This is a genomic window from Ruegeria sp. BHSB196 (assembly GCF_059613135.1).
In genome coordinates, this window is the sequence record NZ_JBXWRY010000017.1 from 48,795 (window position 1) to 74,058 (window position 25,264).

21 protein-coding genes are annotated in these 25,264 nt (G+C 63.6%); 12 read left to right on the plus strand and 9 right to left on the minus strand.

Features of this window, described 5'->3' with window-relative positions; translation table 11 throughout:
* Positions 1-302: 302 nt before the first annotated feature.
* Together galU and AC2FNJ_RS10385 are read left to right on the plus strand one after the other, a co-directional pair.
* A complete protein-coding gene (gene galU, locus AC2FNJ_RS10380) occupies positions 303-1,196 on the plus strand; it encodes a UTP--glucose-1-phosphate uridylyltransferase GalU (RefSeq protein ID WP_496764157.1) in 894 nt (297 codons plus the stop codon).
* Between the two features lie 221 nt (positions 1,197-1,417).
* Entirely contained in the window at positions 1,418-2,272 is an 855-nt protein-coding gene (locus AC2FNJ_RS10385; protein WP_496764158.1) for an ExeA family protein, read from the plus strand.
* A 15-nt stretch (positions 2,273-2,287) separates the two neighbouring features.
* Here AC2FNJ_RS10385 and xrtD read toward each other — a convergent pair whose 3' ends face one another.
* Entirely contained in the window at positions 2,288-3,886 is a 1,599-nt protein-coding gene (xrtD, locus tag AC2FNJ_RS10390; protein ID WP_496764159.1) for a VPLPA-CTERM-specific exosortase XrtD, read from the minus strand.
* Between the two features lie 114 nt (positions 3,887-4,000).
* Positions 4,001-5,398 (minus strand): hypothetical protein, encoded by a 1,398-nt coding sequence (locus AC2FNJ_RS10395; protein ID WP_496764160.1) that lies wholly within the window; start codon positions 5,396-5,398, stop codon positions 4,001-4,003.
* A 419-nt stretch (positions 5,399-5,817) separates the two neighbouring features.
* On the opposite strand from AC2FNJ_RS10395, the gene rfbC reads away from it, so the two are divergent.
* From rfbC to AC2FNJ_RS10430, 7 genes are all read left to right on the plus strand, one after another.
* Positions 5,818-6,378, plus strand: a complete 561-nt coding sequence (gene rfbC / locus AC2FNJ_RS10400; protein ID WP_496764161.1) for a dTDP-4-dehydrorhamnose 3,5-epimerase — start codon at positions 5,818-5,820, stop codon at positions 6,376-6,378.
* Positions 6,375-7,415: a dTDP-glucose 4,6-dehydratase gene (gene rfbB / locus AC2FNJ_RS10405; RefSeq protein ID WP_496764162.1), complete on the plus strand. Its 1,041-nt coding sequence runs from the start codon at positions 6,375-6,377 to the stop codon at positions 7,413-7,415. Before rfbC ends, rfbB begins: the two co-directional genes overlap by 4 nt.
* Positions 7,412-8,263, plus strand: coding sequence for a dTDP-4-dehydrorhamnose reductase (rfbD, locus tag AC2FNJ_RS10410; RefSeq protein ID WP_496764163.1), 852 nt, complete (start codon positions 7,412-7,414; stop codon positions 8,261-8,263). The genes rfbB and rfbD overlap by 4 nt, the downstream gene beginning before the upstream one ends.
* The gene (gene rfbA / locus AC2FNJ_RS10415; RefSeq protein WP_496764164.1) at positions 8,263-9,135 is read left to right on the plus strand and encodes a glucose-1-phosphate thymidylyltransferase RfbA; all 873 of its coding nucleotides are present in this window, start codon (positions 8,263-8,265) and stop codon (positions 9,133-9,135) included. Before rfbD ends, rfbA begins: the two co-directional genes overlap by 1 nt.
* Before the next feature lie 347 nt (positions 9,136-9,482).
* On the plus strand, positions 9,483-10,160 hold the full coding sequence (locus tag AC2FNJ_RS10420) for a sugar transferase (protein WP_496764165.1): 678 nt from the start codon (positions 9,483-9,485) through the stop codon (positions 10,158-10,160).
* A gap of 72 nt (positions 10,161-10,232) precedes the next feature.
* Positions 10,233-12,665, plus strand: coding sequence for a tetratricopeptide repeat protein (locus AC2FNJ_RS10425; protein ID WP_496764166.1), 2,433 nt, complete (start codon positions 10,233-10,235; stop codon positions 12,663-12,665).
* Positions 12,666-12,780: 115 nt separating this feature from the next.
* Complete coding sequence (locus tag AC2FNJ_RS10430; protein WP_496764167.1) at positions 12,781-13,371, plus strand: polysaccharide biosynthesis/export family protein; 591 nt, start codon at positions 12,781-12,783, stop codon at positions 13,369-13,371.
* Between the two features lie 111 nt (positions 13,372-13,482).
* Here AC2FNJ_RS10430 and AC2FNJ_RS10435 read toward each other — a convergent pair whose 3' ends face one another.
* From AC2FNJ_RS10435 to AC2FNJ_RS10445, 3 genes are all read right to left on the minus strand, one after another.
* Entirely contained in the window at positions 13,483-13,674 is a 192-nt protein-coding gene (locus AC2FNJ_RS10435; protein WP_496764168.1) for a hypothetical protein, read from the minus strand.
* A 199-nt stretch (positions 13,675-13,873) separates the two neighbouring features.
* Positions 13,874-14,587 carry a VPLPA-CTERM sorting domain-containing protein gene (locus AC2FNJ_RS10440; RefSeq protein WP_496764169.1) on the minus strand — a complete coding sequence of 238 codons (714 nt, stop codon included), beginning with the start codon at positions 14,585-14,587 and terminating at the stop codon, positions 13,874-13,876.
* 265 nt (positions 14,588-14,852) lie between these two features.
* Positions 14,853-15,554 carry a metallophosphoesterase family protein gene (locus AC2FNJ_RS10445; protein WP_496764170.1) on the minus strand — a complete coding sequence of 234 codons (702 nt, stop codon included), beginning with the start codon at positions 15,552-15,554 and terminating at the stop codon, positions 14,853-14,855.
* A gap of 185 nt (positions 15,555-15,739) precedes the next feature.
* Here AC2FNJ_RS10445 and AC2FNJ_RS10450 point away from each other — a divergent pair, with 185 nt between their 5' ends.
* The 3 genes from AC2FNJ_RS10450 to AC2FNJ_RS10460 all read left to right on the plus strand — a co-directional run bounded on the left by AC2FNJ_RS10450 (position 15,740) and on the right by AC2FNJ_RS10460 (position 21,143).
* Positions 15,740-16,999 (plus strand): glycosyltransferase family 4 protein, encoded by a 1,260-nt coding sequence (locus AC2FNJ_RS10450; RefSeq protein WP_496764171.1) that lies wholly within the window; start codon positions 15,740-15,742, stop codon positions 16,997-16,999.
* Positions 17,000-17,507: 508 nt separating this feature from the next.
* Positions 17,508-19,889, plus strand: coding sequence for a LamG-like jellyroll fold domain-containing protein (locus AC2FNJ_RS10455; protein WP_496764172.1), 2,382 nt, complete (start codon positions 17,508-17,510; stop codon positions 19,887-19,889).
* 210 nt (positions 19,890-20,099) lie between these two features.
* Positions 20,100-21,143 (plus strand): sulfotransferase domain-containing protein, encoded by a 1,044-nt coding sequence (locus AC2FNJ_RS10460; protein WP_496764173.1) that lies wholly within the window; start codon positions 20,100-20,102, stop codon positions 21,141-21,143.
* A gap of 122 nt (positions 21,144-21,265) precedes the next feature.
* On the opposite strand, the gene AC2FNJ_RS10465 is transcribed toward AC2FNJ_RS10460, so the two are convergent.
* The 4 genes from AC2FNJ_RS10465 to AC2FNJ_RS10480 are packed head-to-tail and all read right to left on the minus strand — an operon-like array spanning position 21,266 to position 25,248.
* Positions 21,266-21,694 (minus strand): VOC family protein, encoded by a 429-nt coding sequence (locus AC2FNJ_RS10465; RefSeq protein ID WP_496764174.1) that lies wholly within the window; start codon positions 21,692-21,694, stop codon positions 21,266-21,268.
* A gap of 14 nt (positions 21,695-21,708) precedes the next feature.
* Entirely contained in the window at positions 21,709-22,722 is a 1,014-nt protein-coding gene (locus AC2FNJ_RS10470) for a hypothetical protein (RefSeq protein WP_496764175.1), read from the minus strand.
* 9 nt (positions 22,723-22,731) lie between these two features.
* Positions 22,732-24,282 carry an MBOAT family O-acyltransferase gene (locus AC2FNJ_RS10475; protein WP_496764176.1) on the minus strand — a complete coding sequence of 517 codons (1,551 nt, stop codon included), beginning with the start codon at positions 24,280-24,282 and terminating at the stop codon, positions 22,732-22,734.
* A 12-nt stretch (positions 24,283-24,294) separates the two neighbouring features.
* Complete coding sequence (locus AC2FNJ_RS10480) at positions 24,295-25,248, minus strand: class I SAM-dependent methyltransferase (RefSeq protein ID WP_496764177.1); 954 nt, start codon at positions 25,246-25,248, stop codon at positions 24,295-24,297.
* Between the last annotated feature and the right edge of the window lie 16 nt (positions 25,249-25,264).

A 25,264-nucleotide genomic window follows, 5' to 3' on the forward strand; every position in this document is an offset into this window, starting at 1 on the left:
GTACAAAGGCTGTGAATCCATGGAAGCCCACCTGTCCTAGCGCACTTAGTCAAAAGCCCTTCTACGACACAGGTGTAGTGGTCAAGCAGCTTTGGGCTGCAGTGCTTCCGAGGGCATGCATCGCCTAGATCTCGCTTCATCCTGCTGATTGTCCAAAAGAACACCTCAAAGACGTGTCTTGTCGCTGATTGTCCCGCCCCGGACCGGGGCGATGTTGAACCTGGTCGCGTTTCGGGATTAAACCGTTATATTGGCGTGATAGTCGGTGCAGGCCCCGTTTTTTCTTAGTTTGAGGATTGATCATGACACGCAAGGTGACCAAAGCCATTTTTCCCGTTGCGGGCCTGGGTACGCGGTTTCTGCCGGCCACCAAATCGGTTCCCAAGGAAATCATGACCCTGGTGGACCGGCCGCTGGTGCAATACGCCATCGACGAGGCGCGCGCCGCCGGCATCAAGGAATTCATCTTCGTCACCTCGCGCGGCAAATCCGCGCTCGAGGATTATTTTGACCACAATCCGATCCTCGAGCAGGAGTTGCGCAAGAAGGGCAAAAGCGACCTGCTCGAGACGCTCAAGGCCACCAACATGGAAAGCGGCGCCATCGCCTATATCCGCCAGCACCGGGCGCTGGGGCTGGGGCACGCGGTCTGGTGCGCCCGGCGGCTCATCGGCGACGAGCCCTTTGCGGTGATGCTGCCCGATGACGTGATCGCGGCGGAAAAGCCCTGCCTGCAGCAGATGGTCGAAGCCTATGCCGAAACCGGCGGCAACATGGTCGCCGCGATGGAGGTGCCGCCGGAAAAGACCAGTTCCTACGGCGTTCTGGACGTGGCCGAGGACATGGGCTCGGTGGTCTCGGTCAAGGGCATGGTGGAAAAGCCCAGGGCGGACGAGGCGCCGTCCAACCTCGCGGTGATCGGGCGCTACGTTCTGGACCCGTCGGTGCTGAAGAACCTCAACAAGATGAAGCAGGGCGCTGGGGGCGAGATCCAGCTGACCGACGCGATCGCCGAGGACATCCGGGCGGACATCCCGGTCTTCGGCTACCGCTTCCGCGGCCAGCGGTTCGATTGCGGCTCCAAGGCGGGGTTCCTGCAGGCGACCGTGGCCTTTGCGCTGGCCCGCGACGACCTGCGCGACGACCTGACCCGGTATCTCGACAGCCTATCCCAGACTGCAAAGGCGGCGGAATGATCGCAGCGCGGGACGATCCCGATTTGGTCACATTGCGAACCGGTCGGAACTGTGCAAGCATCCCGGTCTGCCGGTTCTGTGTCATATCCCTGTGATCTGATCGGTTTCCTGATGCGCAGGGCGGTCACGCCGCTTCGCGGAAGGCGCGGCAGACGGCAAATCACCGGGACGTGCGGCGATGCGGCGTCTGGAGGATGCGGATCTTGAAGCATGATGCGGGCATGACAACGCCGGACGAACTTTATGCCGGGCATTTCAATTTCCGGGAACGACCGTTCACCCTGGTGCCGGACCCGAGTTTCCTGTTCTGGACCGAACAGCATCGCCGGGCCTATGCGGTGCTCGAATTCGGCATCCTCTCGCGCGCGCCGATCACCCTGATCACCGGCGAGATCGGCTCGGGCAAGACGACGCTGCTGCAGAGGCTGCTGGGCCAGATGGATGACAGCCTGACCATCGGGCTGATCTCCAACTGCCAGGGCGGGCGCGGGGAACTGCTGCACTGGGTTCTGAACGCCCTGTCGGTCGAAACCGCCCCGTCGGAAAGCTATGTGGCCCTGTTCCAGAAGCTGCAGAGCTTCATCATCTCCGAATATGCCGCGGGCCGGCGGGTGGTGCTGGTCATCGACGAGGCGCAGAACCTGACGGCCGAAAGCCTCGAGGAACTGCGGATGCTGACCAACATCAATTCCAACAAGGACGAGCTGCTGCAGCTCATCCTGGTCGGTCAGCCCGAACTCAAGGATCTCGTGCGCAGCCCGGAGATGCGCCAGCTGGCGCAGCGGGTGACGGCGACCTTCTTCCTCGAAGCCATGGGTGAACCCACGGTGGCGGCCTATATCGCCCACCGCCTGCAGGTGGCCGGCGGCACGGGTTCGGAATTCACGCCCGGCGCCTGCACGCTGGTGCATGCGGCGACCGGGGGCATTCCGCGGCTGGTCAACCAGCTCTGCGAACTGGCGCTGCTTTATGCCTGGAGCGTGGACGACACCGACGTGACCGAGGCGACGGTGCAGCACGTCCTGGATGACGACGTGTTCTTCGGCCGCGTGACGCCCGAAGACGGCGCCTCGTGAGTGCGGCCCGGGCGCTTATAGCGGCACGTGGCGCGGCAGTCTCGGCAGGCTCAGCCCCATGAACTCGAGCAGTCGCGCATCGGCCTCGGCCTCGGTCTCGTCCGGGGCGATCGGGGTGGCATAGCGGATCAGGGCGCCGTCGGTGCGCCCCATGGTGACGCTGTCCAGGACCACGCCCATCTTGGCCTTGAAATCGTTGATCTGGCGCTTGCCGCGCTGTTCGAACCAGTAATAGACCAGCTGCTGGTTGAGGCCCTTCTGGATCACCGCGCGGTTCACCGCGAACGTGCCGTATGTCTCGACACCGGGTGCGACCTCGTACGCCTCCAGGCTGAAGATCTCCCAGCCGCCCACGGGCAGGCAGACCTGGGGCGAATGGATGCCGTCTCCTTCGGTCTGCCGGTCGTAGAAGGCCACGAACATGTTGACGAAGCCCGGCTCGCCCGGCCGGGCATAGGTGGTGTTGAGATAGTCGCTCGCCCCCAGCACCCGTTCGACACCCGGATCCAGCCGCGCGCTCGACCCCGACCAGTCGCCGAGCTGGCGCGGATAGAGCGAGAACGGATCGCGGTCGATCGGTCGGGCGTCGGGTTCCGGCTGCAGGGCCCAGGCGGCCGACACCGCCAGGGTCAGCAGCGCCGCCACCGCCAGCGCGGCCGAGGGCCGGATCGCCAGGATCTGCGCCGCGATCGGGCCGAAGCCGCGGGTGTCGAGGTCGATCGCCTCGGACAGCGGCTTGGGGTCCGGGCCCAGCCGCTGCAACACCACGGCCATGGCGAAGAGAATCGCGATGCAGATCAGAAAGATCACCCAGCCTTCGAAGAAATGCAGGAACCCTTCCGCCGCCTCGATCCCGTAGCGGTCCACCAGGATGCCGATGATCCCGATGCGCACCGAGTTCATCAGGATGGTCAGCGGCACCGCGGCGAGCAGCAGCACCAGCTTGTGCCAGAGCGGCCCGCGATAGAGCAGCGCGAAGAGATAGGAGAAGCTGAGGATCGGGAACAGGTAGCGCAGCCCGGAACAGGCCTCGGCCACCTGCAGCTTGTAGACGCCCAGGTCGATCACGTTGCCTTCGAGAAACACCGAAACGCCGGCCTGGCTGACGAACCAGACGCCGATCACCGAGGAAATCCACTGCAGGAAGATCGTCAGCTTCCAGTAGAGGAACTGCGGCAGCGGCAGCATGAAGACCAGGTGGATCACCGGCAGCTGGTGATGTTTCCCGCGGTTCCAGCCGAAGACGGTCAGGACCACGCCGCCCACCCAGATGATCATCGCATAGGTGACGATGTCGGCGATGCGGGTCAGGTTGCCGAACACCGCCAGCGCCAGGGCCAGCAGGATGACCACGATGCCGGGCCAGCGGTCGGTGACCTGGGGCGCGGTCGGCGGCATCCGTCGCATTTCGCGCAGGAAGAGATAGAGCGAGATGACCGGGATCAGGGGGCCGTGGCTGTATTCCGGCGTTGTCCAGGCCGCGCCCAGCGACACCAGCCCGATCCAGAAGATCGGAACTGATCCGGCCAGCAGCAGCAGGAACCAGGCGAGTCCGGCCGGGTTGACGGCCGGCAGGCTGCGGAAAAAGGCGGGAAGTTCGCGTGTTTCAGACATCAGGGATTTCGCCGCTCTCGAACTGATAAACAAATGAACACTGGCAAACCGAAACGATCCGGCTTTTCAGGGGCGCATCATAGGGTTTTGCCGCCAAGAAAGCGAGTCCCGCGATCAGCGCCGGGTGGTGAAACGCCGCGACAGGGTCAGAAACACCTCGTTGGAATCGCGGAAGGATTCAGTGTTGGATTCATAGTTCACGTATTCGTAACCGACCGAGAGATCCCAGTCGTCGGTGATCTCGCGCACATAGGCGGCGCGGAAAGTGCCGGCCGTCGAATCCCGGGAACTGCCCCGCCCGATCGCGGTCACGCTGGCATAGTCGAGATCGAAGGTCATGAAGGACAGGGAGTTGATCGCCACCTCATAGCCCAGCCGCGCGCGGGTGGTGCGGGTTTCCTGACTGCGGTTGTTGGTCCTGTAGACGCGCTCGTAGCTGCCAGTCAGGGTGGTGCGCGGCCTTTCGTAGACGAAGCTCAGGCTGCCGACCGGATTGGTCTCACCCAGCGGACCGCGCGTCACACCGAGACTGGCCACGACCTCACCCAGCGGCAGGTCGATCCCGCGGTCGAACAGGATCGTATCGCGCCGGCCGTTGACGGTGAGCAGCGAGGACAGGTCCACCCCGGCGGTGCCATTGGTCAGCTCGCGGGTCAGGACGAAACTGCCGGTCACCCCACGCTCCGTGATCTCGGGGAAGGTGTCGGTGGTTTCGTTGATGTCGGCATATCCGATCGTCGCGTCGAGCAGGGTGATCGGATCCACCTCGTAGCTCAGGGTGAAATCGGTGAAGCGGCTGATGCGGTCGGTGTTGTCCGCATCCTGCGCCCGGTAGTCTTCCTGCCCATAGCTCAGCCGGCCTTCCATCACCGGCGAGAACCGGAACCGGCCGAAGACTTCGCCGGAATTGATCTTGCGGGCAAAGAGATCGGGATCGGTAGTGTCGGTATAGCTGACCCGGCGATAGTCCAGCGCCACCCCCGCGCCGATGGGATCGTTCAGCCCGGTTTCGAAATTCAACCCCGCGGTGGCGGTTCGGCGCGTTCCGTCATCGAGGATCAACTCGTCATCGACGAGATCGCCCAGATCCTCGTCGAGCCGACGGAACGGGTTGTTGAAATCCAGATCGATCTCGCGATAACCCAGTTCGGTGCCGAACATGCTGTTGGCGCCGGTGCGGCCGTAGTTAAAAAGCGCCGCGGGGGAATCGAATTCGAACCCGCTGCTGCGGAGCGGGATGTCGGAGAACCGGAATATACCGCTCAACCCCAGCGCCAGCCGGTCCAGCGCGGTTTCGCGGGACAACTCGTAATCCACGGCATTGTCCCAGAGCGTCGAGGTGCCGGGAGACGGATCGTTCAGCCCGAAATTGTCGTTCACCCGCACCGACGAGGAGATGCCGAAGCTCTGCGTCAGCCCGCTCGCCCCGGCCTCCTGCGACGTGGCGGGGCGGATGGCGGCGATACTGGCGCAGACCGCCACGAAGACGCCGACTGTCCTGCTGCTGCTCATCCTCATTTGTTCGATCTTCCGCCTGCTCTGCCTGATCCTATTCTCTAACGCCGTTCGACACGGAAATCATGCCCGAAGCGCGCCGTCGTCGCGCCAGTCCCGCTGGACGTAACGCCAAAGCCACAATGACAGCGGCAATTGGCGCCTGCGGGTACAATCCCCCAGATATTGTGTCATCAGGGGGGCTTCATGGGAAGATTTACTTGAAACCGCCCCTGTCGGCAACGCCGGACAAAAGGCCGCCTCCCTGCGGGAATGACCGCGGCGAAAAATGCTGCCAGGTCTGGCCCGGCCGGCCGGTCATCGCGGCGGTTTTCCCACATATGCGCCCCCGGCGCGCTCTTTGCGCAGGGTGGCCGTGACAGGCCGGGGCCGGATTGTTATGGCTGTGCCGAGTGGCGCGCAACGCGAGGGGTTTCATGCAAATAGAGGACACGCATCTGCCGGGCGTCCGGATTCTCACGCCCAGGCGATTCGGCGACCAGCGGGGATTTTTCAGCGAAAGCTGGAACCGCCGGGCGCTGGCGGAGCACGGGATCGAGCTGGATTTCGTGCAGGACAACCATTCGCTGTCGGTCGCCGTGGGCACGGTCCGGGGGCTGCATTTCCAGGCGCCGCCGCATGCCCAGGACAAGCTGGTGCGCTGCGGACGCGGGCGGTTTTTCGACGTGACGGTGGATATCCGCAAGGGGTCGCCCACCTACGGGCAATGGGTCGGGGTCGAACTGTCGGCCGAGAACGGCCGCCAGCTGCTGGTGCCCAAGGGGTTCCTGCACGGTTTCGTCACCCGCGAACCCGACACCGAGATCTGCTACAAGTGCACCGACTATTACGCGCCTGACTGTGACGGCGCGGTGCGGTGGGACAGTTGCGGCATCGACTGGGGGCTGACCGGCGGTCCGGTCCTGTCCGACAAGGACGCCGCCGCGCCGCCGCTGGCGGCCTTCGACAGCCCCTTCGTATGGGAGGGCTCGGCGTGAAGCTTCTCGTCACCGGCGGCGCGGGGTTCATCGGCTCGGCGGTGGTGCGCCGGGCCATCGCGGAGGGGCACCGGGTGGTCAACCTCGACGCGCTGACCTATGCCGCCTGCCTGGACAACGTGGCCAGCGTCGCCAGTTCACCCGGATACGCCTTTGTAGAGGCTGATGTCCGCGACCGGGCGGCGATGGATGCGGTGCTGGCCGAACACCGGCCCGACGCCATCATGCATCTGGCCGCCGAATCCCACGTGGACCGGTCGATCGACGGGCCGGGCACCTTCATCGAGACCAACATCACCGGCACCTACACGCTGTTGGAGGCGGCCCGGGCCTATTGGACACGGGCCGGCAAGCCGCAGGCGTTCCGCTTTCACCACATCTCGACCGACGAGGTGTTCGGCTCGCTGGGCGCGACCGGCCAGTTCACCGAGGACACGCCCTATGATCCGCGCTCGCCCTATTCGGCCTCGAAGGCGGCCAGCGACCACCTGGTGCGCGCCTGGCACGAGACCTACGGGCTGCCGGTGGTGCTGTCGAACTGTTCGAACAATTACGGTCCCTACCATTTCCCAGAAAAGCTCGTTCCGGTGGTGATCCTGAACGCCCTGGCGGGCAAGGAGATCCCAGTCTACGGCAAGGGCGAGAACGTGCGCGACTGGCTGTATGTCGAGGATCACGCTGACGCGCTGCTCACCGTGCTGCAGAGGGGCCGGGTGGGCCGGTCCTACAACATCGGCGGCGAGAACGAGGCGCGCAACATCGACCTGGTGCGCATGATCTGCGCGATCCTCGACGAAAAGCGGCCGAAGAACAGACCCTATTCCGAGCAGATCGCCTTTGTCGCCGACCGGCCGGGCCATGACCTGCGCTATGCGATCGACCCGACCCGCATCCGCAGCGAGCTGGGCTGGCGGCCCTCGGTCACGCTGGAGGAAGGGCTGGAAAAGACGGTGCAGTGGTATCTGGACAACGAAAGCTGGTGGCGCGCCCTGCAGGACCGGCAGGGGGTCGGCGAGCGGCTGGGGGTCCGGGCATGATCCTGGTTTTCGGCCGGACCGGGCAACTGGCGCGCGAACTGGCGATGCTGGACGGGGTGACGTGCCTGGGGCGCGACCGGGCGGATCTGTCGGACCCGGCCGCCTGCGCGGCGGCGATCCGCGCGGCGAACCCCTCGGCGGTGATCAACGCCGCGGCCTATACGGCGGTGGACCGGGCGGAAGAGGAAGAGGCGTTGGCCATGGCGATCAACGGCACGGCGCCGGGGGCCATGGCCGAAGCCTGCGCCGATCTGGGTGTCCCGCTGGTGCACATCTCGACCGACTACGTCTTCGACGGCAGCGGCCGGACCCCGTGGCGCCCCGGCGACGCGACCGGCCCCCTGGGAGTCTACGGGCGCTCGAAACTGGCCGGCGAGCGGGCGGTGGCCGCAGCCGCAGCCGGAGGCACATATGCCATCCTGCGCACCGCGTGGGTGGTCTCCGCGCATGGGGCGAATTTCGTCAAGACCATGCTGCGGCTGGGAAAGGAGCGCGACCGGCTGACCATCGTGGCCGACCAGATCAGCGGGCCGACGCCGGCGCGGGCTCTCGCGGCGGCCTGTCTGGAGGTGGCGCGGCAACTCATCGCCGACCCGTCCAAGGCGGGGATCCACCATTTCGCGGGCAGCCCGGATGTCAGCTGGGCGGATTTCGCGCGCGAGATCTTCACGCAGGCGGGCATCGCCTGCGAGGTGGCGGACATCCCCAGCTCGGACTACCCGACCCCGGCGCGGCGACCGCTGAATTCGCGGCTGGATTGCACCGGTTTAGAGACTGTTTTTGGTATTTCCCGCCCCGACTGGCGGCTGGGGCTGAAGGATATTCTGAAGGATTTGGGAGAAATCTGATGGCAGGGCGCAAGGGCATCATCCTCGCCGGCGGCAGCGGCACGCGGCTTTATCCGATCACCATGGGCCTCAGCAAGCAGCTGCTGCCGATCTATGACAAGCCGATGATCTACTACCCGCTCAGCGTGCTGATGCTGGCGGGCATCCGCGAGATCTGCATCATCACCACGCCGCAGGATCAGGAGCAGTTCCGGCGCACGCTGGGGGACGGTTCGCAATGGGGGATCGCGCTCGACTACCGGGTCCAGCCCAGTCCCGACGGGCTGGCGCAGGCCTATATCCTGGCCGAGGATTTCCTGGCCGGCGCGCCTTCGGCGATGATTCTGGGAGACAACATCTTCTTCGGTCACGGCCTTCCCAGACTGCTGGCGGCGGCGGATGCGAAACCGTCGGGCGGCACCGTGTTCGGCTATCACGTGGCCGATCCGGAACGCTACGGCGTGGTGGCCTTCGACGGCGCGGGCCGGGCCAGCCAGATCATCGAAAAACCCGCGGTGCCGCCCTCGAACTATGCGGTGACGGGGCTCTATTTCCTGGACGCCAGCGCGCCGGCGCGGGCGCGGGCGGTGACGCCCTCGGCGCGGGGCGAGCTCGAGATCACCGATCTGCTGCAATCCTATCTGGAAGAGGGCGCGCTGCAGGTCGAGACCATGGGGCGCGGCTATGCGTGGCTGGACACTGGCACGCATGCCTCGCTGCTGGACGCGGGAAATTTCGTGCGCACCCTGGAAGAGCGGCAGGGCATGCAGACCGGCTGCCCTGACGAGATCGCCTATGAGCTGGGTTGGATCGGCCGCGAGGAACTGCGCGCGCGCGCCGAGAAATTCGCCAAGAACGGCTATGGCGCCTATCTGACCCGCCTGCTGAAGTAGATTTGGTTTGCGACCGATGATGTCGGTCAAGCTGTTCGTGATGAAAATTCGTGAACAAAGATGCGAAAAATCCTCCCGGAGCGCGGGTCCGGAAACAATGCCTTCCGCCCGGACGGTGCAAAAACAGGCACATCGCCGGCGCCGATATGCCCACAGGCCATGCGGCCGGGTTTTCCCTTTGAAATGTGGCAGGAATCGGTTAGAAATTTGACGGTAGTTAATTAAAGTTCCTGTAATCGGGGCGAGAGTGTGATAGACCACACAGACGAGGGTTGAGTGGTCAAGGTAATGAGGACGGGCAGGCCGCAATTTGTGCGGCGTTGTTTATGCCGGAGCATAGTTAAATCATGACGAGTTACGTTAAGGGTGTGGGTGCAGTCGATACAGCGACGCCGGTCGGAACCAAGTGGCAGCCAGAGTCTCTGTATTCCCGGGGGGGAAAGCGCGCGTTCGATATTCTGTTCGTTCTGCTGAGCGCGCCGATCTCACTGTTCCTGATCGCAATCATGGCCTTTCTGGTCGCGCTGGACGGCGGCAACCCGTTCTATACCCAGCAGCGGATCGGCCGCGGCGGCCGGGTGTTCCGCATCTTCAAGATCCGCACCATGGTCGTGAACGCCGACAAGCGGCTGGCGGCCCATCTGGCCGAGAACCCGCAGGCCCGCGCCGAATGGGAGAGCGACCAGAAACTCAAGAACGACCCGCGCATCACGCCTCTGGGCCGGCTGTTGCGCCGCACCTCGCTGGACGAGCTGCCCCAGATCTGGAACGTGCTGCGGGGCGACATGTCCATCGTCGGACCGCGTCCGATGATGACGGATCAGAAGAAACTCTATCCGGGTTCGGCCTATTTCGCGCTGCGCCCCGGCATCACCGGCCCCTGGCAGGTCTCGGACCGCAACCAGACCAGTTTTGCCGCCCGCGCGGAATACGACTCGCGCTATCTGGCCGAGCTGTCGGCGGGCACCGATCTGTCGATTCTGTGGCGCACGGTGTGGGTCGTCCTGCGCTGCACGGGCTATTGATCGCGGATAACCTTTCTTGAACGACCTGCGGATAGGACGCATCTTCATTCGCATGATGTCGGGATAGCGAAAATGACGAGACAGATCATCAGGGGCGTTGCCTTGGGAGCGGCCCTTTTCCTTTTGGCGGCCTGCGATTCCGCCGAGGAACGGGCCGAGAAACATTTCAAGGCGGCGATGGCGCATCTGGAAAACGGCGACGTGCAGCGCGCGGCCATCGAATTCCGCAACGTGTTCAAGCTGAACGGCCGGCACAAGGAGGCCAGGCTGGCCTATGCCGGGATGCGCCGCGAGAACGGCGACATCACCGAAGCCTACGGCCAGTACCTGCGCCTGGTCGAACAGTATCCCGACAATCTCGAAGGCCGCCGGGCGCTGTCGCAGCTGGCCACGCTGGCCGGCGACTGGGAAGAGGCCGAGCGCCATGTCGGCGTGGCGGCCCAGCAGGCGCCGCAGGATCCGGTGGTGCGGGCGGTGCTGGCCAGCATCGCCTTTCGTGATGCCATCGCCGGACAGGACGAGGCCGCCATCGGCGAGGCCGTGGCGCAGAGCCGGGCCCTGATCGACGAAGCGCCCGAGTTGGTGATTCCCCATTTCGTCGTGGTGAACGACTGGATCCGCCGGGAACGCTGGCCCGACGCGCTGGCGGCGCTGGACGCCGCGATCGCCGTGGCGCCGGAAACGCGCGGCTTTCACGACCTGCGGCTTGCCGTCCTGAACGAGGCGGGCCGGAGCGATGAGCTCGGCGCGGCGCTCCAGGACATGATGCGGCATTTCCCCGAGGACGAGGAGGTTCAGAACGGCCTGATGGCCTGGTACATGTCGCGGGGCGATCTGGAGGCGACCGAGGCCTTTCTGCGCCAGCGTATCGATCCGGCCGAGGAGGATCCGCAGAACCGGATGGCACTGCTGCGCTTTCTGTCGGCGACCCAGGGCCCCGAGGCCACCATTGCCGAGATCGACGAGATGCTGGCCGGCGAATTGGCGCACCGGCCGCTCTTTCAGGCGCTGCGCGCCGGCCAGCTGTTCGAGACCGGCGCCGCCGAGGCGGCCATTGCCGAGCTGCGCGCGGTGATCGACGGCGCGGAGCCCTCCGCGGACCGGAACGACGCCCGGGTGGTGCTGGCCCATATGCTGCTGGAAACCGGCGATGCGGCGGGTGCGCGGGCCCAGGTCGATGCGGTGCTGTCCGAGGATGCCGGCCATGTGGGCGCGGTCAAGCTGCAGGCCGCCTGGCTGATCGCCGAGGACCGCACCGGCGATGCCATCGTGATGATACGTCAGGCCCTGGGCGACAGTCCCCAGGATGCCGAACTGATGACCCTGCTCGCCCGCGCGCATGAGCGGGACGGCAATCGCGACCTGATGGCCGAGATGCTGTCGCTGGCGGTCGAGGCGTCGGGCGGCGCTCCGGACCATGCCCTGCGCTATGCCGACCATCTGGCGCGGGCCGGCGATATCGACCATGCCGCGAGCGTTCTGAACGACGCGCTGCGCCGCTATCCCGGCACTGTGGATCTGCTGGTGCGGCTGGCTCAGGTCCATATCGACGCGCGGCAGTGGCGGCGCGCGCAGGAGGTCATCGACACCCTGGAAGGGCTGGACGGGGCCGCCGTGCCGCAGGTCCGGGCTCTGACCGCCAACCTGATCGCGGCGCAGGGCCGGGAAGACACCCTGCTGGCCTATCTCGAAGAGCTGGCGGAGGACACCGGCAGCGGCGATTACATGGCCCAGATCGGAATCGTGCGCACCCATGTGCGCAGCAACGACCTGGAGGCCGCGCGGGCCTATCTCGACTCGGAGCTGGCCGAGGCCCCGAACGATGTCGTGCTGCGCTTCATGCGGGGCTCGGTCCTGGCCGGCCTCGGCGCGCAGGACGAGGCCATCGCCATCTATCGCGCGCTCCTGGAAGAGCAGCCGCAGAATGAACGGATCTGGATGGCGCTCTATCTGCTGCTCGACCGCACCGATCCGGCCCAGGCGGCCGGCGTGCTGGAGGAATCGCTCGGCGCCCTGCCCGACAGCGCCAATCTCAAATGGATGCGGGCCGGCGTGCTGGAGGCGGAAGGCGATATCGAAGGGGCCATCCGCATCTATGAAGAGCTTTACGCCGCCAACAGCGCCTCGCCGGTCGTCGCCAACAACCTCGCCAGCCTGCTGTCCACGCATCGCGATGATGCCGAGAGCCTCGAACGGGCGCATCGCATCGCCCGGCGCCTGCGCGACAGCCCGGTGCCGCATTTCAGCGACACCTACGGCTGGATCGCCTATCGCCGGGGCGATCATGACACCGCGCTTGCCCATCTGGAGCGCGCCAACGAGGGCCTGCCGGACGACCCGACGGTGCTCTATCATCTGGGCGCGACCTATGCCGCGCTTGGCCGGGCCGACGAGGCCCGCGAGACGCTGGCCCGGATCGCCGGGCTGGAGGCGCCGGACGCGCTGAAGCAAAAGGCGCGGGCGGCGATCGCGGGGCTGCCCGCAGGGGCGGAAAACGGGAACTGACATGCGGCGGCGCAATTTCACCACAACACCGGCCGGACGCGCAGCGGGAGTCTTACATGGGGCCCGCTTCCGCGCTAGGCTCAGCAGGACACTGAATTTTTCGAGGGCGCAAAAGATGCTTAGAACTCTCATCGGCCTTCTCGGCCTGATCCTTTCTGCGACCGTGGTGCAGGCGCAGAGCGGCTATCGGGTCTCGCCCGGAGACACGCTGCAGATCGAGGTGCTGGAAGACGCCACCCTCAACCGCTCGGTGCTGGTGCTGCCCGACGGCTCGTTCAGCTTTCCCTTCGTCGGCACGGTCCAGGCCAGCGGCCGCACCGTCGGCGCGATCCGCGATGCGCTGACATCGGGCCTCGCCCCGCAATTCGCGAGCCGGCCCAATATCTATGTCGCGGTGGCCGCCACCGCTCCCCCGGCGCTGCCGGGGCCGCTGGCCGATCCCGCCACGGACGACATCTATGTGATGGGCGAGGTCAACGCGCCGGGCCTGCTTCCGGCCAGACCGGGCACCACGCTGCTGCAGGCGCTGGCCCAGGCGGGCGGCCTTACCCGGTTCGCCGCCGGCAAGCGCATCCAGCTGCGCCGGCAGAACCAGATCCTTTATTACGACTTCTACCACACCGGCAAGAAGCCGAGCATCGCCGGCAACACGGTTCTGGTTCCCGGCGACGTGATCGTCGTGCCGCAGCGGCGTCTGTTCGAATAGGCGCCGAACCTTTTCGGTCTGCCACGTATTCGGCAGGCACAGGAATGTGATTTTACGGGACGTAGTCCCGCCTATCGCGGCGCTTCAGTAGCGAGGATAGTCAACCCGAGGCTACCCACCTCTCGTTGCGAATTGGCGCCTGCGCAGGGCGCAGAGCCCCAACAGCGGCAGGACGAGCAGCGGGATGCTGGCCAGCCCCGCCAGCACATAAACCGCCAGAGCGAGCCAAAGACCGTGGCCCAAGACCAGTGTCACAAGGGCACCGATACCACCCGTCAGAACGGCCAGCACGAGAATCCCCATCGTGACACTCCTTGGCTTTGGATCGAATCTATTCACCCTAAGGTAGAGTCAATCTGATGGGCGTCTATTAAAAAATCGTTACGCCCCCATAATGAGCGGATTTATGATCAAAAAAGCGCGTTTTTCCAGACAAATCAAACCGCAAAGAGAAAGGGGCGCCCCGGAGGCGCCCCTTTGCGAAACGGAAAAAGGTGTGGTCTCAGGCGGCGTTGCGGCGCCGGCGCAGAAGGCCCAGACCCCCCAGCGCGCCCAGCAGCATCAGGCCCGCCGCCGGCAGCGGAACCGGCGATGCCGTCACCAGATTCTGGCGGCGCGGATTGGTGTCCGTGCTTTCCAGATAGCTGAGATCCCATTTCCGGGAACCGATATAGTCGCGCGCCGCAGCCAGGTATTCGTTGGCCTTGCGCAGCACCGAGCGATTGCCGGAGCCGTAGAAATCTCCGTCGCCGTACCGGACGCTCCAGTCGTCGTCATAGACGGCGTTCCACAGCGCGACCTGGAAGGCGGCGGAATTGCGGGCGCTGTCGGTGGCCACCGACTCGCTGTAATTGGCGTCGAAGATCGCCTGAATGCGATCGACCGCGCCGTTGGCGATCAGGTTGACGCTGGTCGCGAACGGCCTGTCGGTGATCTTGTAGTTGTACCCGGTGCCGGGGCCAAGCCAGGCGGTCAGGTCCAGACAGAAGGCGAGGAAGTCGCCCAGCACGTTGCGCGGCGCCGGAGTCGTGTCCGTCATGGCGAAGGCGCCGGCGTTGACATCGCCCCAGCCGACATTCGGATCCGACGTCGTGATCCACAGCCGCTCATAGCTTCCGGCCGCGGGGCCATTCATGCTGAAGGTCAGCGCCGATGCCGACCCGGTCGCAATCAGCGTGACAGCGGCCGCAATGGCGGCAATCTTGCGAAATTTCATTTATGCACCTCTAATCCCGTACACCACTTACTTCCGCCGAAATGGCGGTCACTTTGGTTGTCTTGGTTGTCTCAACCTTTATGCGCTCCATTATAGCGTGATCCCCCGGGGGACAGGCAAGACGGATTTTTCACTTTGTGACGATTATGTGGCGCGGTTCGTGGCGTCACTTTCGCCCGGTTTCCTGGGTCCCACGAGCTGAGGGGGCAGAATTCTGCCACAATTCGCGTGGAAGGCGCGCGCCCGGCCCGTCCGCCACGGCGGGTCAGGTCTGGAAGAAGGAGACCCGGCCGGTCTCGATCCGGGCGGCGGTCAGACGACCGGTCCGGAAGGCGCCGGTATCCACCGCGACGACGCCGCGCGCGGCAACCGGAGTCTCGGCGATCCGGTGGCCGTGAACCACCCAGATACCGTCCCTGCGGGCCCTGCGCCCGAACTCCGGATGCCCCCAGAGCAGATGCTGCGCCTGCTGCATTTCGACCGGTATACGTGGGTTCGCGCCGGCATGGGTGACCGCCACGTTGCCCGAGACATGCAAGAGCGGCAGGGCCCGCAGCCAGGCGATCAGATCGTCCCCCATGGCCCGGGCCAAGGCGTCGCGCAGGTGCTCGGGGGGCGCCTCCGGCGAGATCCCGAAACTGGCAAGCGTCTGGACCCCGCCATTCTGCAGCCAGACCGTCGCGTAGACATCCGGCGCATCGAGAAAGCCCAGCAGCATATCCTCGTGATTGCCCTTGAGGCACAGGATGCCCGGCCGGGCCTGCAGATACCGCAGCACCCCGGCGCTGTCGGGCCCCCGGTCCACATAGTCGCCGACGCAGATCACCGGGTCTTCCGGCGGCAATTGTTCCAGAAGCGTGGTCAATAAGTCGAAACAGCCATGAATGTCGCCGACGACGCAAAACGGGACTTCGGGCGCGATCGGCGCGGGCGGGCGTCGGAATCGGGAAATCCAGGTTTTCAGCATCTCGGTGATTCGATCTTTCCCGCAGACCCCGGCCGCGTTTCTTGGCAATGACAGGAACGCTACCCGCTGATATGCATCGGGGCCAGAGGCCAACAGAGCACCCGATCACACGGCATGAGAAAACGCGACCTCCGCGCCGCCCGCGCCTGCGGCTCCCGTCACGGTCTGACCGGCGGATGGCCGGAATGAAGATCCTGTTCGTGCATCAGAACATGCCGGGCCAGTACCGCGAGCTGGTCCGCTGGCTCGCCGCCCAGGGCGGGCATCAACTGGTGTTTTTGACCCAGCGCGATCCGGCGCCGCGGATTCCGGGCGTGAAATCGGTGATCTACAGGCCGCATCACAGGCCGGCCAAGGATGCCTATGGTCTCAGCAAGGTCTGGGAAGAGGCCGCCGGCGCGGGGTTCGGCGCCGCCATGGCCGCGCGGCAGCTGGAGCGGGACGCCGGGTTCCGGCCGGATGTCGTGCTGGGCCATGCCGGCTGGGGCGAGCTTCTGTTCTTCAAGGATATCTGGCCGGACGTGCCCGTCATCGGACTCTTCGAATATTTCTACCGCAACACGGGTGGGCTGGTGGGGTTCGATCCCGCCGATCCGCCCTCCGAGCACAGCCCGTTCCTGCAGCGCGCCCGCAACACCGTACCCTATGCCAGCATCGACGGCGTCGATCTGGGCCAGGTGCCGACCGCATGGCAGCGCGCGCTCTTTCCCGAAAGCTTCCAGGCGAAATTCTATACCTGCCATGACGGCATCCGCACCGACCTGCTGCGGCCCGACCCCGATGTGAGCCTCGGTCTGGGCCGGCTCGGCCGGCCGCTGACGCGCGAGGACGAGGTTTTCACCTATCTGGCCCGCAACCTGGAACATGCGCGCGGCTTTCACATCTTCATGCGCGCGCTGCCGAAAATTCTGCGCGAACGTCCCAATGCGCGGGCGCTGATCCTGGGCGGCAACGACACCTCCTACGGACGCAAGAGCGGCCATCCCGGCGGCCTGCGCGCCGAGATGGAGGCCGAGCTGAAAGACGACATCGACTGGAGCCGCACCCATTTCCCGGGCCAGGTTCCCTATGCGCAGTTCTGCCGGATCGTGCAGCTTTCGCGCTGCCACATCTATCTCACCATGCCCTTCGTGCTCAGCTGGTCGCTTTTGGAGGCGATGGCGATGCAGGCCACGGTGGTGGCCTCGGACGTGGCCCCGGTGCGCGAGGCGGTCCGCCACGGCGAAACCGGGATGCTGGTCGATTTCTTCGATGCGGAGGCGTTGGCCGACCAGGTCATCGACGTTCTGGCCGATCCGGGCGCATACGCCCATCTGGGCCCCGCGGCCCGGCGCTCGGTGATCGAACGCCACGACTTCCTGACCCGCTGCCTGCCCGAGCATGTCCGCCGGATCAACGCCCTGGTGCCGCCCGGCCGCCGCATCGCGCTGCCGGAGGAAGGCTGACGCCGGATTCGGCATCTGCGCCGCCGCTGGCGAGCGCGCTCAGGTTTCCCTAGCGTTACTCTGCACGGTGTCATCAGACAGGGCCAAAAAAGGCATCGAAATTGGCCGGGGCGCAGACAGAGTTCATCGTCACGACGGCGGAAAAACTCTCTTATCAATAGGCCTGTAGGCAACTCGCCGCCTAAAATCTTGCACCAAATAGGACCGGAATTGCCGCAGTTTAGCCCAATTGATATGCGACCAATGAGCATTGGGGTGAGTAGTATCAAAGGGACCGAAATCGAACAGAGAACGACTGGGGCTCCGATCATCTTACCAACTTACTGAGTGTTGTTTTGCCCATCTGCGTTGCGTGTCTATGGGCGTGTTTCTGTGTGACTGAACCGATGTGCGGAAGTATTACAGGCAGCCTGAAGCTGCGAGGATAAACCCGCCTGCGCATACCACTCACGCTCAGGTTTCCTCGCTTAGACGATGGCAGCCCAGATCAGGAAGACGAGAAACTGCCATGTCAGAAATTTACGTATCGAACCGATCAGAATTGCTTTCGGCGCTGTCCAAGGCGTCGGGGGGCGACACGATCCTGCTGGAATCCGGCAATTACGGGGAAGTGGACCTGAGCAATCTGAACTTCAACAATTATGTCACGATCACCTCGGCCGACGGCAATCAGGGCGCCACGTTCTCGGGGATCGGCATGGAGAATGCCAGCTATCTGCGGCTGGACAATATCCATGTGAACTCGCCCAGCGATGGCGAGGCGATCGGTATCAACAACAGCCATCACATCGACATCCTCAACTCCGAGATCAACGGGCCGATCACGCAGCCGGGCACGCCGGTCTTCGATGTCAATTTCGGCATCGAGGTGCGCGACAGCAGCCACCATATCCGGGCCATAAACAACGACATCCACCACGTGGCGGTTGGGATCGGCAATTACGGCACGAAAGAGTTCGAACTGAGCGAGAACACATTCAACAATCTCGGCTCGGACGCGTTCAAATTTGCCGGGGTCCAGCATGGTGTGATCACGAATAACACCGGCCCGACCCATTTCTATCCCTACGAAGATACCCATGCTGACTTCATGCAGTTCCAGGGGGCGCCGTCGAGCCATCTGGAGATCACCGGCAACGTGCTGCTGCTGCAGAACCGGTTCGACATGCAGGGCATCTTCTTTGGCGGCCAGGGCGGCCACAACAACCTGCTGATCGAGAACAACATCATCTATACGCAGATGGCCAACGGCATCTCGATCCATGAGGGTGGCAGCAACATCACCATCCGCTACAACACGCTGGTCAACGCGCTGAGTGACGAACGTCCGGTAACGGCGATCAAAGCACCTAGCAGCGCGACGGTGGAATACAATATCCATTCGCTTAAAAACGGTGAACTTTCGGGCAAGAACATCGTCACCCAGCACAAGGAACCCGGCGAGGATTATCACTTCTCGGATCTGTTCGTGAACGCGCATACATCCAAGGGCGTCACGCTTGAGGATCTGCGCCCGGTCGAAGGCAGCCTGGCCGAGACCTATGGGGCGATCGACCGGCTGAACGAGTTGCTCGACGGCACGCCCTATACGCCCAAACCGTATGAGCCCGCCCCGTCCAATCCGGAACCGGCGGTGCCCGATTCGAACGCCGGCGACGACACGGGGCAGGACACCAACAACGATGCTGGCGACAGTGCCAATCAGAGCCAGATTGTTCTGGATCAGATCGATGGCGCCGCCTTCAGCATGATCGGGACACAGGACATCAGCAGGGCCTCCGACGTGATCGAAGTCGCCCATGACGGTGACCTGGCGCTGAAAACCGGGACCATCTCGCTCAGCTTCAATGCCGATACCGTATCGGGTCGTCAGGGTCTGCTCTCCAAGGATGCCAGCCATTACGACGGTGGCGGTAACCACTTGGCCGCCTACATCGAGAGCGGCACCCTGATCGTGCGCTTCCAGGACGGTTCCGGAGACGCGATTGCCCGGATCAAGGGGATTCAGGCCAACAAGGACTATGACCTCCAGATTACCTTCGGCGACAACGAGGTGGCGATCTGGCTGGACGGTCAGCAGGTCTGGTCCGGAGATTCCGCGATGTCCTGGGATGGTAATGTGGAGCATCTGCAGGTCGGCGCTCTCGGCTGGGCGAGCAAGTCTGGCCAGGCCGGCTACAAGAACGTGTTCGACGGCGCGATTTCGGATGTCGCCATCGTGGAGGGAAAATGGGGTCCGCAACAGATGCAGGAGCTGATCTACGACGCACAGCCTCTGCCGGAAACGCCCGAACCGCAGCCGGAAACGCCTGTGGCGCAGCCGGAGACCCCAGATGCCCACGTCGATACCGGCGATGCCAACATCGTCTTCGAGCTTACCCAGGCCGAATTCAACGGCGGCAAGAGCAGCATCGTCAACCTCGATCACGACACGGATCTCGAACTGGCGGAAGGCACGATCGCCTTCACCTTCAACGCCGACGATCTGAATGGCCGTCAGGGTCTGGTCTCCAAGGATGCCAGTCACTATGAAGGCGGTGGCAACCATGTCTCGATCCGGCTGCAGGGGGACGATCTGATCATCCGCTTCCAGGATGAAGACAGCGATGCGGTCTTCGCCGTCGAGAACGTCGAGGCGAACAAAGACTACGACGTCCAGACCTGGTTCGGCGACGGTGAGATCGGCCTGGCGGTGAACGGCGAACTGATCGGCACCAAGGCGTTCGACTTCGATCTGAGCGTGAACCAGCAGAACCTGCAGATCGGTGGCCTCGGGTGGAGCAGCACCGACGGGGGCGACAGAACTTCCAATGCATTCGACGGCACGATTTCGGATGTCGTGATCCTCGATCAGGCCTTGTCAGTCGAAACCATCGACCTGCTTGTCTGACACACAGGCCACACGCGCTACGTCTTAGCAAAGAGGTCCGCCGGAGATACGTCCCGGCGGACCTCGTCGTCTGAGCGGAACGCCGTTCGATCAGGCGCAGCCCCAATTTCAAAGCGGCGTTCGGACCAGGCCTAATACCTGCCGGGCACGCGCTGACCCAGCGCGAGCACACAGTCCATAGCCCCGGCGGCAGGCGGCCGGAAAACCGGGTTGCAGCGCAACGCCACCGGCACCTTCTCCAGAAGGTTGGCGGCAAGTCGGATCTCAGGCGGTCAGCACAAAATCACTATACGTTCGGTTGGGTTAGGGTATTATCGGTCGGTAAGGCAGGACATTTATTTTCGGATAGGCGATTTGCAGAACAATCCTCAGGACAGGGAGATCAAAACGGCCGCCGGGTTCGGCCCGCCGGTGCGCCGATCCCGGGTGGATTGGCTGCGGCGCGAGGTTCCCAACTTCATCCGGAAGAACCGTGGCCTTCTGGTCAATCCCCGGTTCTGGGGCCTGCTTTCCCGATTGTCTTTCAACCGGTTGAACAGCCCCGGCCTGCCGGATGAAATGCCTGTCCTGTTCGTGGCCACGCATCACAAGGTGATGACGACCTACTTCACGGCGGTATTGCGTTTGCTGGGCTATGGTTTGGGTCTTCCCTATCAGAGAGTTCATATCGAGCACCCGGATCCGCATTCCCGCCTGGTCCTGTCCATGCACGGAAAACTCGACCTGCCCCGCCTGTCTCCCTACCGCGGGGTTCACATCATGCGCGACCCGCGCGACATGATCGTGTCGGGCTACCATTATCATAAATGGACCCATGAAGCCTGGGTTCATCGTCCGGACGAGAACGGCCACACCTATCAGAGCAAATTGAACGCGGCGAGCAAGTATGACGGGCTGTTCCTGGAGATCGATCACTTCATTTTCTTCTACAGGGAAACCCTGCTGAACTGGGATACGGGCGATCCCGACATTCTGGAGGTTTCATTCGAAGACTTGATGGGACCGAACCGAAATCAGCTCTACCGGGAGATCTTTGCCCATCTGGGGCTCGACGGCGGAAATCTGGAACTTGCCGTTGAACTCATGCAGACGTTCGAAGCCAAAAGCCGGGCTGGCAAGAAAATGGGCAACACGGCACAGAAAAGCCATTTGCGCAGCGGCAAGTCCGGGCAATGGCGGAACGAGCTGGAGCCCGACCACATCGCTTACATAGAACGTGAGCTCGGCCCGGTTCTGCGAAAGTTCGGATACTGATCCGGCAGTTTCGGCAGAAACATTCCGCGCTCGACCGGACCGTTCCAGGCCGCATGGATGAAGACTTGGACGTGGCATCCATGCAAGACAAGTCCGGCTTGATCTTCCGGAATTGCTGAATCTCAGCTGGTGCCCTGGGGCCCAAGCGGTTGCACATATTCCACCAGAACCCCCCGCGTGGCGACAGGATTGATGAAATTGCACAGGAAGTTTCCGGCTCCCTTTACGGGCTTTTCCTGCAACATGGTGACGTCGCGTGCCGCCATCTCTTGCTGCAGGGCAAGAATGTCGGGGGTTTCGAATGCGTAATGATGCAGCCCCCCCGCCCCGCGATTAAAGCGGGCGAGCGATCCGCCGGTGGGGATCACCAGTTCGATGGCCGGCTGGCCATCCGCGGCGTGACAGAACAGGCACCAACACTGGAATTCGTCGACATAGCCGCGATAGTCCTCGGTATGGCCGAACAACGCCATGAAGTTTTCGGCGCTGTCCATGTCGGGCTGGACGATTCCGACGTGGTGCAGGCGGAGCGAGTTTTGCAATATCGTCATACGCACACTTCGTATCAGGATCCGGCGGAAGGTTCGAGCATCGGGGGCAGCGCCTCTGCCAGCCAATCCGTCACCCGTTTTGCCCCGGTTTCGGAAACATGGGCAACGTCGTTATAGAGATTTGGGTCAGACAGCAGGAAATCCGCTGACAGAACCGGCCCGTATTGTTCGAGCCAGGCACGCTCGAACGGCTCCGCATAGCCGCCATAGAAGGGCAGGTAGAGGAAGGCGAGCTGCACGCCTTCCGCCTCGGCCAGTTCGGCAATCCGGCGAATATAGGTGCGGGGAATTCCGAATTCGAGCCAGCTCAGGGAGTCAGGCAGGATCGGGCGGGTCAGGTTGCGGCGGCGGAAGCGGGATTCACGTTCCAGCGCCGCGATATCAGCGGCGGTATTCGGGCCGGACTTGTTTCCGGGGTTGAAGATCCGTGGGTCGATCGTCGTTCCGGCATAGGTGGCGGGGTTGAACTCGGCCTGGTAGCCGAACGCCCCGGGCAACAGGTTGGCCGTTGCCAGCTGAATCTGCCGGATCGGCAGGCGCGCCAGCGTCAGCGGCAAGTTCCTGTTGACGATCCATGGGCTTTTCAGCACCTCGCCGACTCCGGCCAGATCGCCAAAGGCCTGATGGCCGTCACGGGGAAACTGCTCGACCACGGATATGACGATCAGATCGGGATCATGCTCGGACAGCAGCTCACGTACGATCGGCAGCCGGACATCGAACCCGGACGCGGGCAGCGAAAAATTGGCGATGCGCGCGTCGATGCCGCGCTTGGCCAGCTGCGCCTCCAGATCCGGCGAGATCACGCCACGTGCGGTGCGCGAGGAGCCCAGAAAGGCGATATCGACGGGGGTCTCGTCGAAATGGATTCGCTCATAGATCCAGCGGGCGCGTTCGAAGATCGTGCCGCTCATGGCCTGATAACGGAAATAGGGGTCGTGCGGCAGCAGAAAGGTTCCGATGATACAGGCGACGACCGTCAGCCCGAGGCCGGTCAGAAAGGTGCGCAAGCGGAGAGGTCTGCTCATCGGTGCGTCCTAGAAATTGAAATAGATGAACTCGGATTGCCCCCGCAGAATGAAGGCAAGTCCCAGAAAAAGCACGACACCGCTCCAGATCATCCAGGGCCAGGTCGGCCGCCAGCACAGGTGCAGGAGAGCCGGCGCCCGGTCGCGCCAGCGTTTCCAGTGCAGGATCGGCGAATACCGGCCCATGATCTGCTGGGTGTTGGGGCACAGAAAGATCAGCGCTGCGGCCCCCAGCAGGAAGAAGGCCGGTTCGATCAGCAACTCCTCGGGGCTGGCCGGAAGGATCGCAGGCAGTCCTGCGATTTCGTCCAGGCGGATCATGCCTTGCCAGATGGCGACCGCTGCGGCCGGGCTGTCGGCCCGGAACATCACGTTGGCAAAGATCACCGCAATCAGTGTGATGGCGTGATAGAGCGCCATGCTGGAGCCGGGAACGCCGCTCTTGCGGCGGGCCTTGCGCCGCAGAGCGCGCCAGAATTCGTTGGTCGCCAGATAGGTGCCGTGCATCAGGCCGAACAGCACAAAGGTCCAGGCGGCCCCGTGCCAGAGGCCGATCACCACGAACAGCACCACCGTGGGGGCGGCCACCGTCACGGTAAAAGACGCCCATTTGCCCAGCCGCCATTGCGCCGCCAGCCGTGACAGGGGCAGGACCAGCGGCTGGTACATGTAGGACACGATGAACTGCTGCAAGGTGATATGCCAGCGCCGCCAGTATTCGATGATCGAAGCGGCCCGCAGCGGCGAGTGGAAGTTCACCGGCAGCTTGATGCCGAACATCCGGGCCAGGCCGATGGCCATGTCGGAATATCCCGAAAAGTCGAAATAGAGTTGCACCGTATAGGCCAGTGCCGCCTTCCATCCGGCCAGCAGGCCGATCGGGTTGCCCGCCTGCGCCGCTTCGAAAACCGGTGTGGCATAAAGTGCGGCGCTGTCGGCGATCACGGTTTTCTTGAACAGCCCGATCGCAAAGATTACCAGACCAACCGTCATGTTTGCAGTCACGAAGCGCCCCGGATTGCGTCCGAAGAACTGCGGCATCATCTCCTTGTAGTGCACGATCGGGCCGGCGATGAGCTGCGGAAAGAAGATCACGAAGGTGGCATAGCGCCAGACCCCGCCGGTGCGGACCTCGCCCCGTGCCACATCCACCAGAAAGGCGATCTGCTGAAAGGTGTAGAACGAAATCGCGAGCGGCAGGATGATCCGTTCCAGATGCAGATCCGCGCCCAGCATGTTCATGTTGTTGACGAAGAAATTGGCGTATTTGAACCAGCCCAACACCAGCAGGTTGCCGAGCACGCCCAGGGCCAGCACCCATCCGGCTCCGCGCTTCTTATTCCGCGCCCGCTCGATCCACTGCCCCATGGCGAAATTGCCCAGCACGGACAGGATCAGCAGCAGGACGTAGGGCGGATTCCAGACCGCGTAGAAGATCAGCGAGGCGATGACCAGAAACAGGAAGATCCACTGTTTCAGCCCCATCCGGATCAACAGGTAGTAGCCCGCCAGCGTCAGCGGCAGGAACACGAAAACAAAGGGAAGGGAATTGAACAGCATGAACGGATGCGATCAGACCGGCCGGGCGATCATGCAGGCGGAAACGGATATCCTGTTGCGCAGGGCCCGGTCCAATGCGGTACCCTGGGTGGCAAAGAACCCTTCACTCAGAATTTCAAACCCTGTGTCTTCGAGCAGCGCCCTCGCATCCTGCGGGGTTTCCATCAGGTAGAGATGGTCGGGCGAGGGACTGTTGATCGGGACGTTGATGAAGACGCGGCCGGTTTCGGGGCGGACCAGCCCCTTCAGCCGGCGCATGACGGACTTCGGGTCTTCGAGATGTTCCAGAACTTCGGACAACACCACCAGGTCGGCCGGTGTGGTATCCGCCGGCGTATCCATCACGTTCTGAACGGCAAAGTGGCATCCGTCATGGCCGAGTTTGGCCAGCGCGGTGCGGGTCTGATCCAGCGAAACTTCGGACAGATCCCAAGCCGTGGCACTGGCGAGACCGAAATCGCGCAGCGCCAGGGACATCATCAACCCGTGGCCCGGTCCGATTTCCAGCAGATGCCCTCCCGGCGCCAGAAGGCGTGAAACTTCGGACAGAAAGAAATGGCAGCTTGCCGCGTGATTGAACCACAGAACCTGGCTGAACAGCAGCCCGTCCATATACTTTTCCATATAGGCGGCGTCGGAATATACCTCGGCATCGGCTTCGGCAAAGGTCGACAGCCGGTACCGGCCTTCGCGGTGAAAGAACAGCTCTTCCTCGCGCAGCCGGTCACAGGTCCAGCGATAGTGTCTGGCGATGGTGTCCATCCGGTCTCCCACCAGCAGCAGAACGGCTTCCGCCAGGGTCTCGGTGGTGCGCATCATGTTCGTGTCACGCGCAGAGAAACTCTTGCCGATGTAACGCTCATGTTCCGGCCACACCGAACGGACGGCGTCAACGACGCGATGGGTTGCAGGCCAGTCGACGGCCAGCGCCTCGAGGGACGGCTTGGGTTGGGAGGGTGCAGGCATGAATAATCCCGGATGT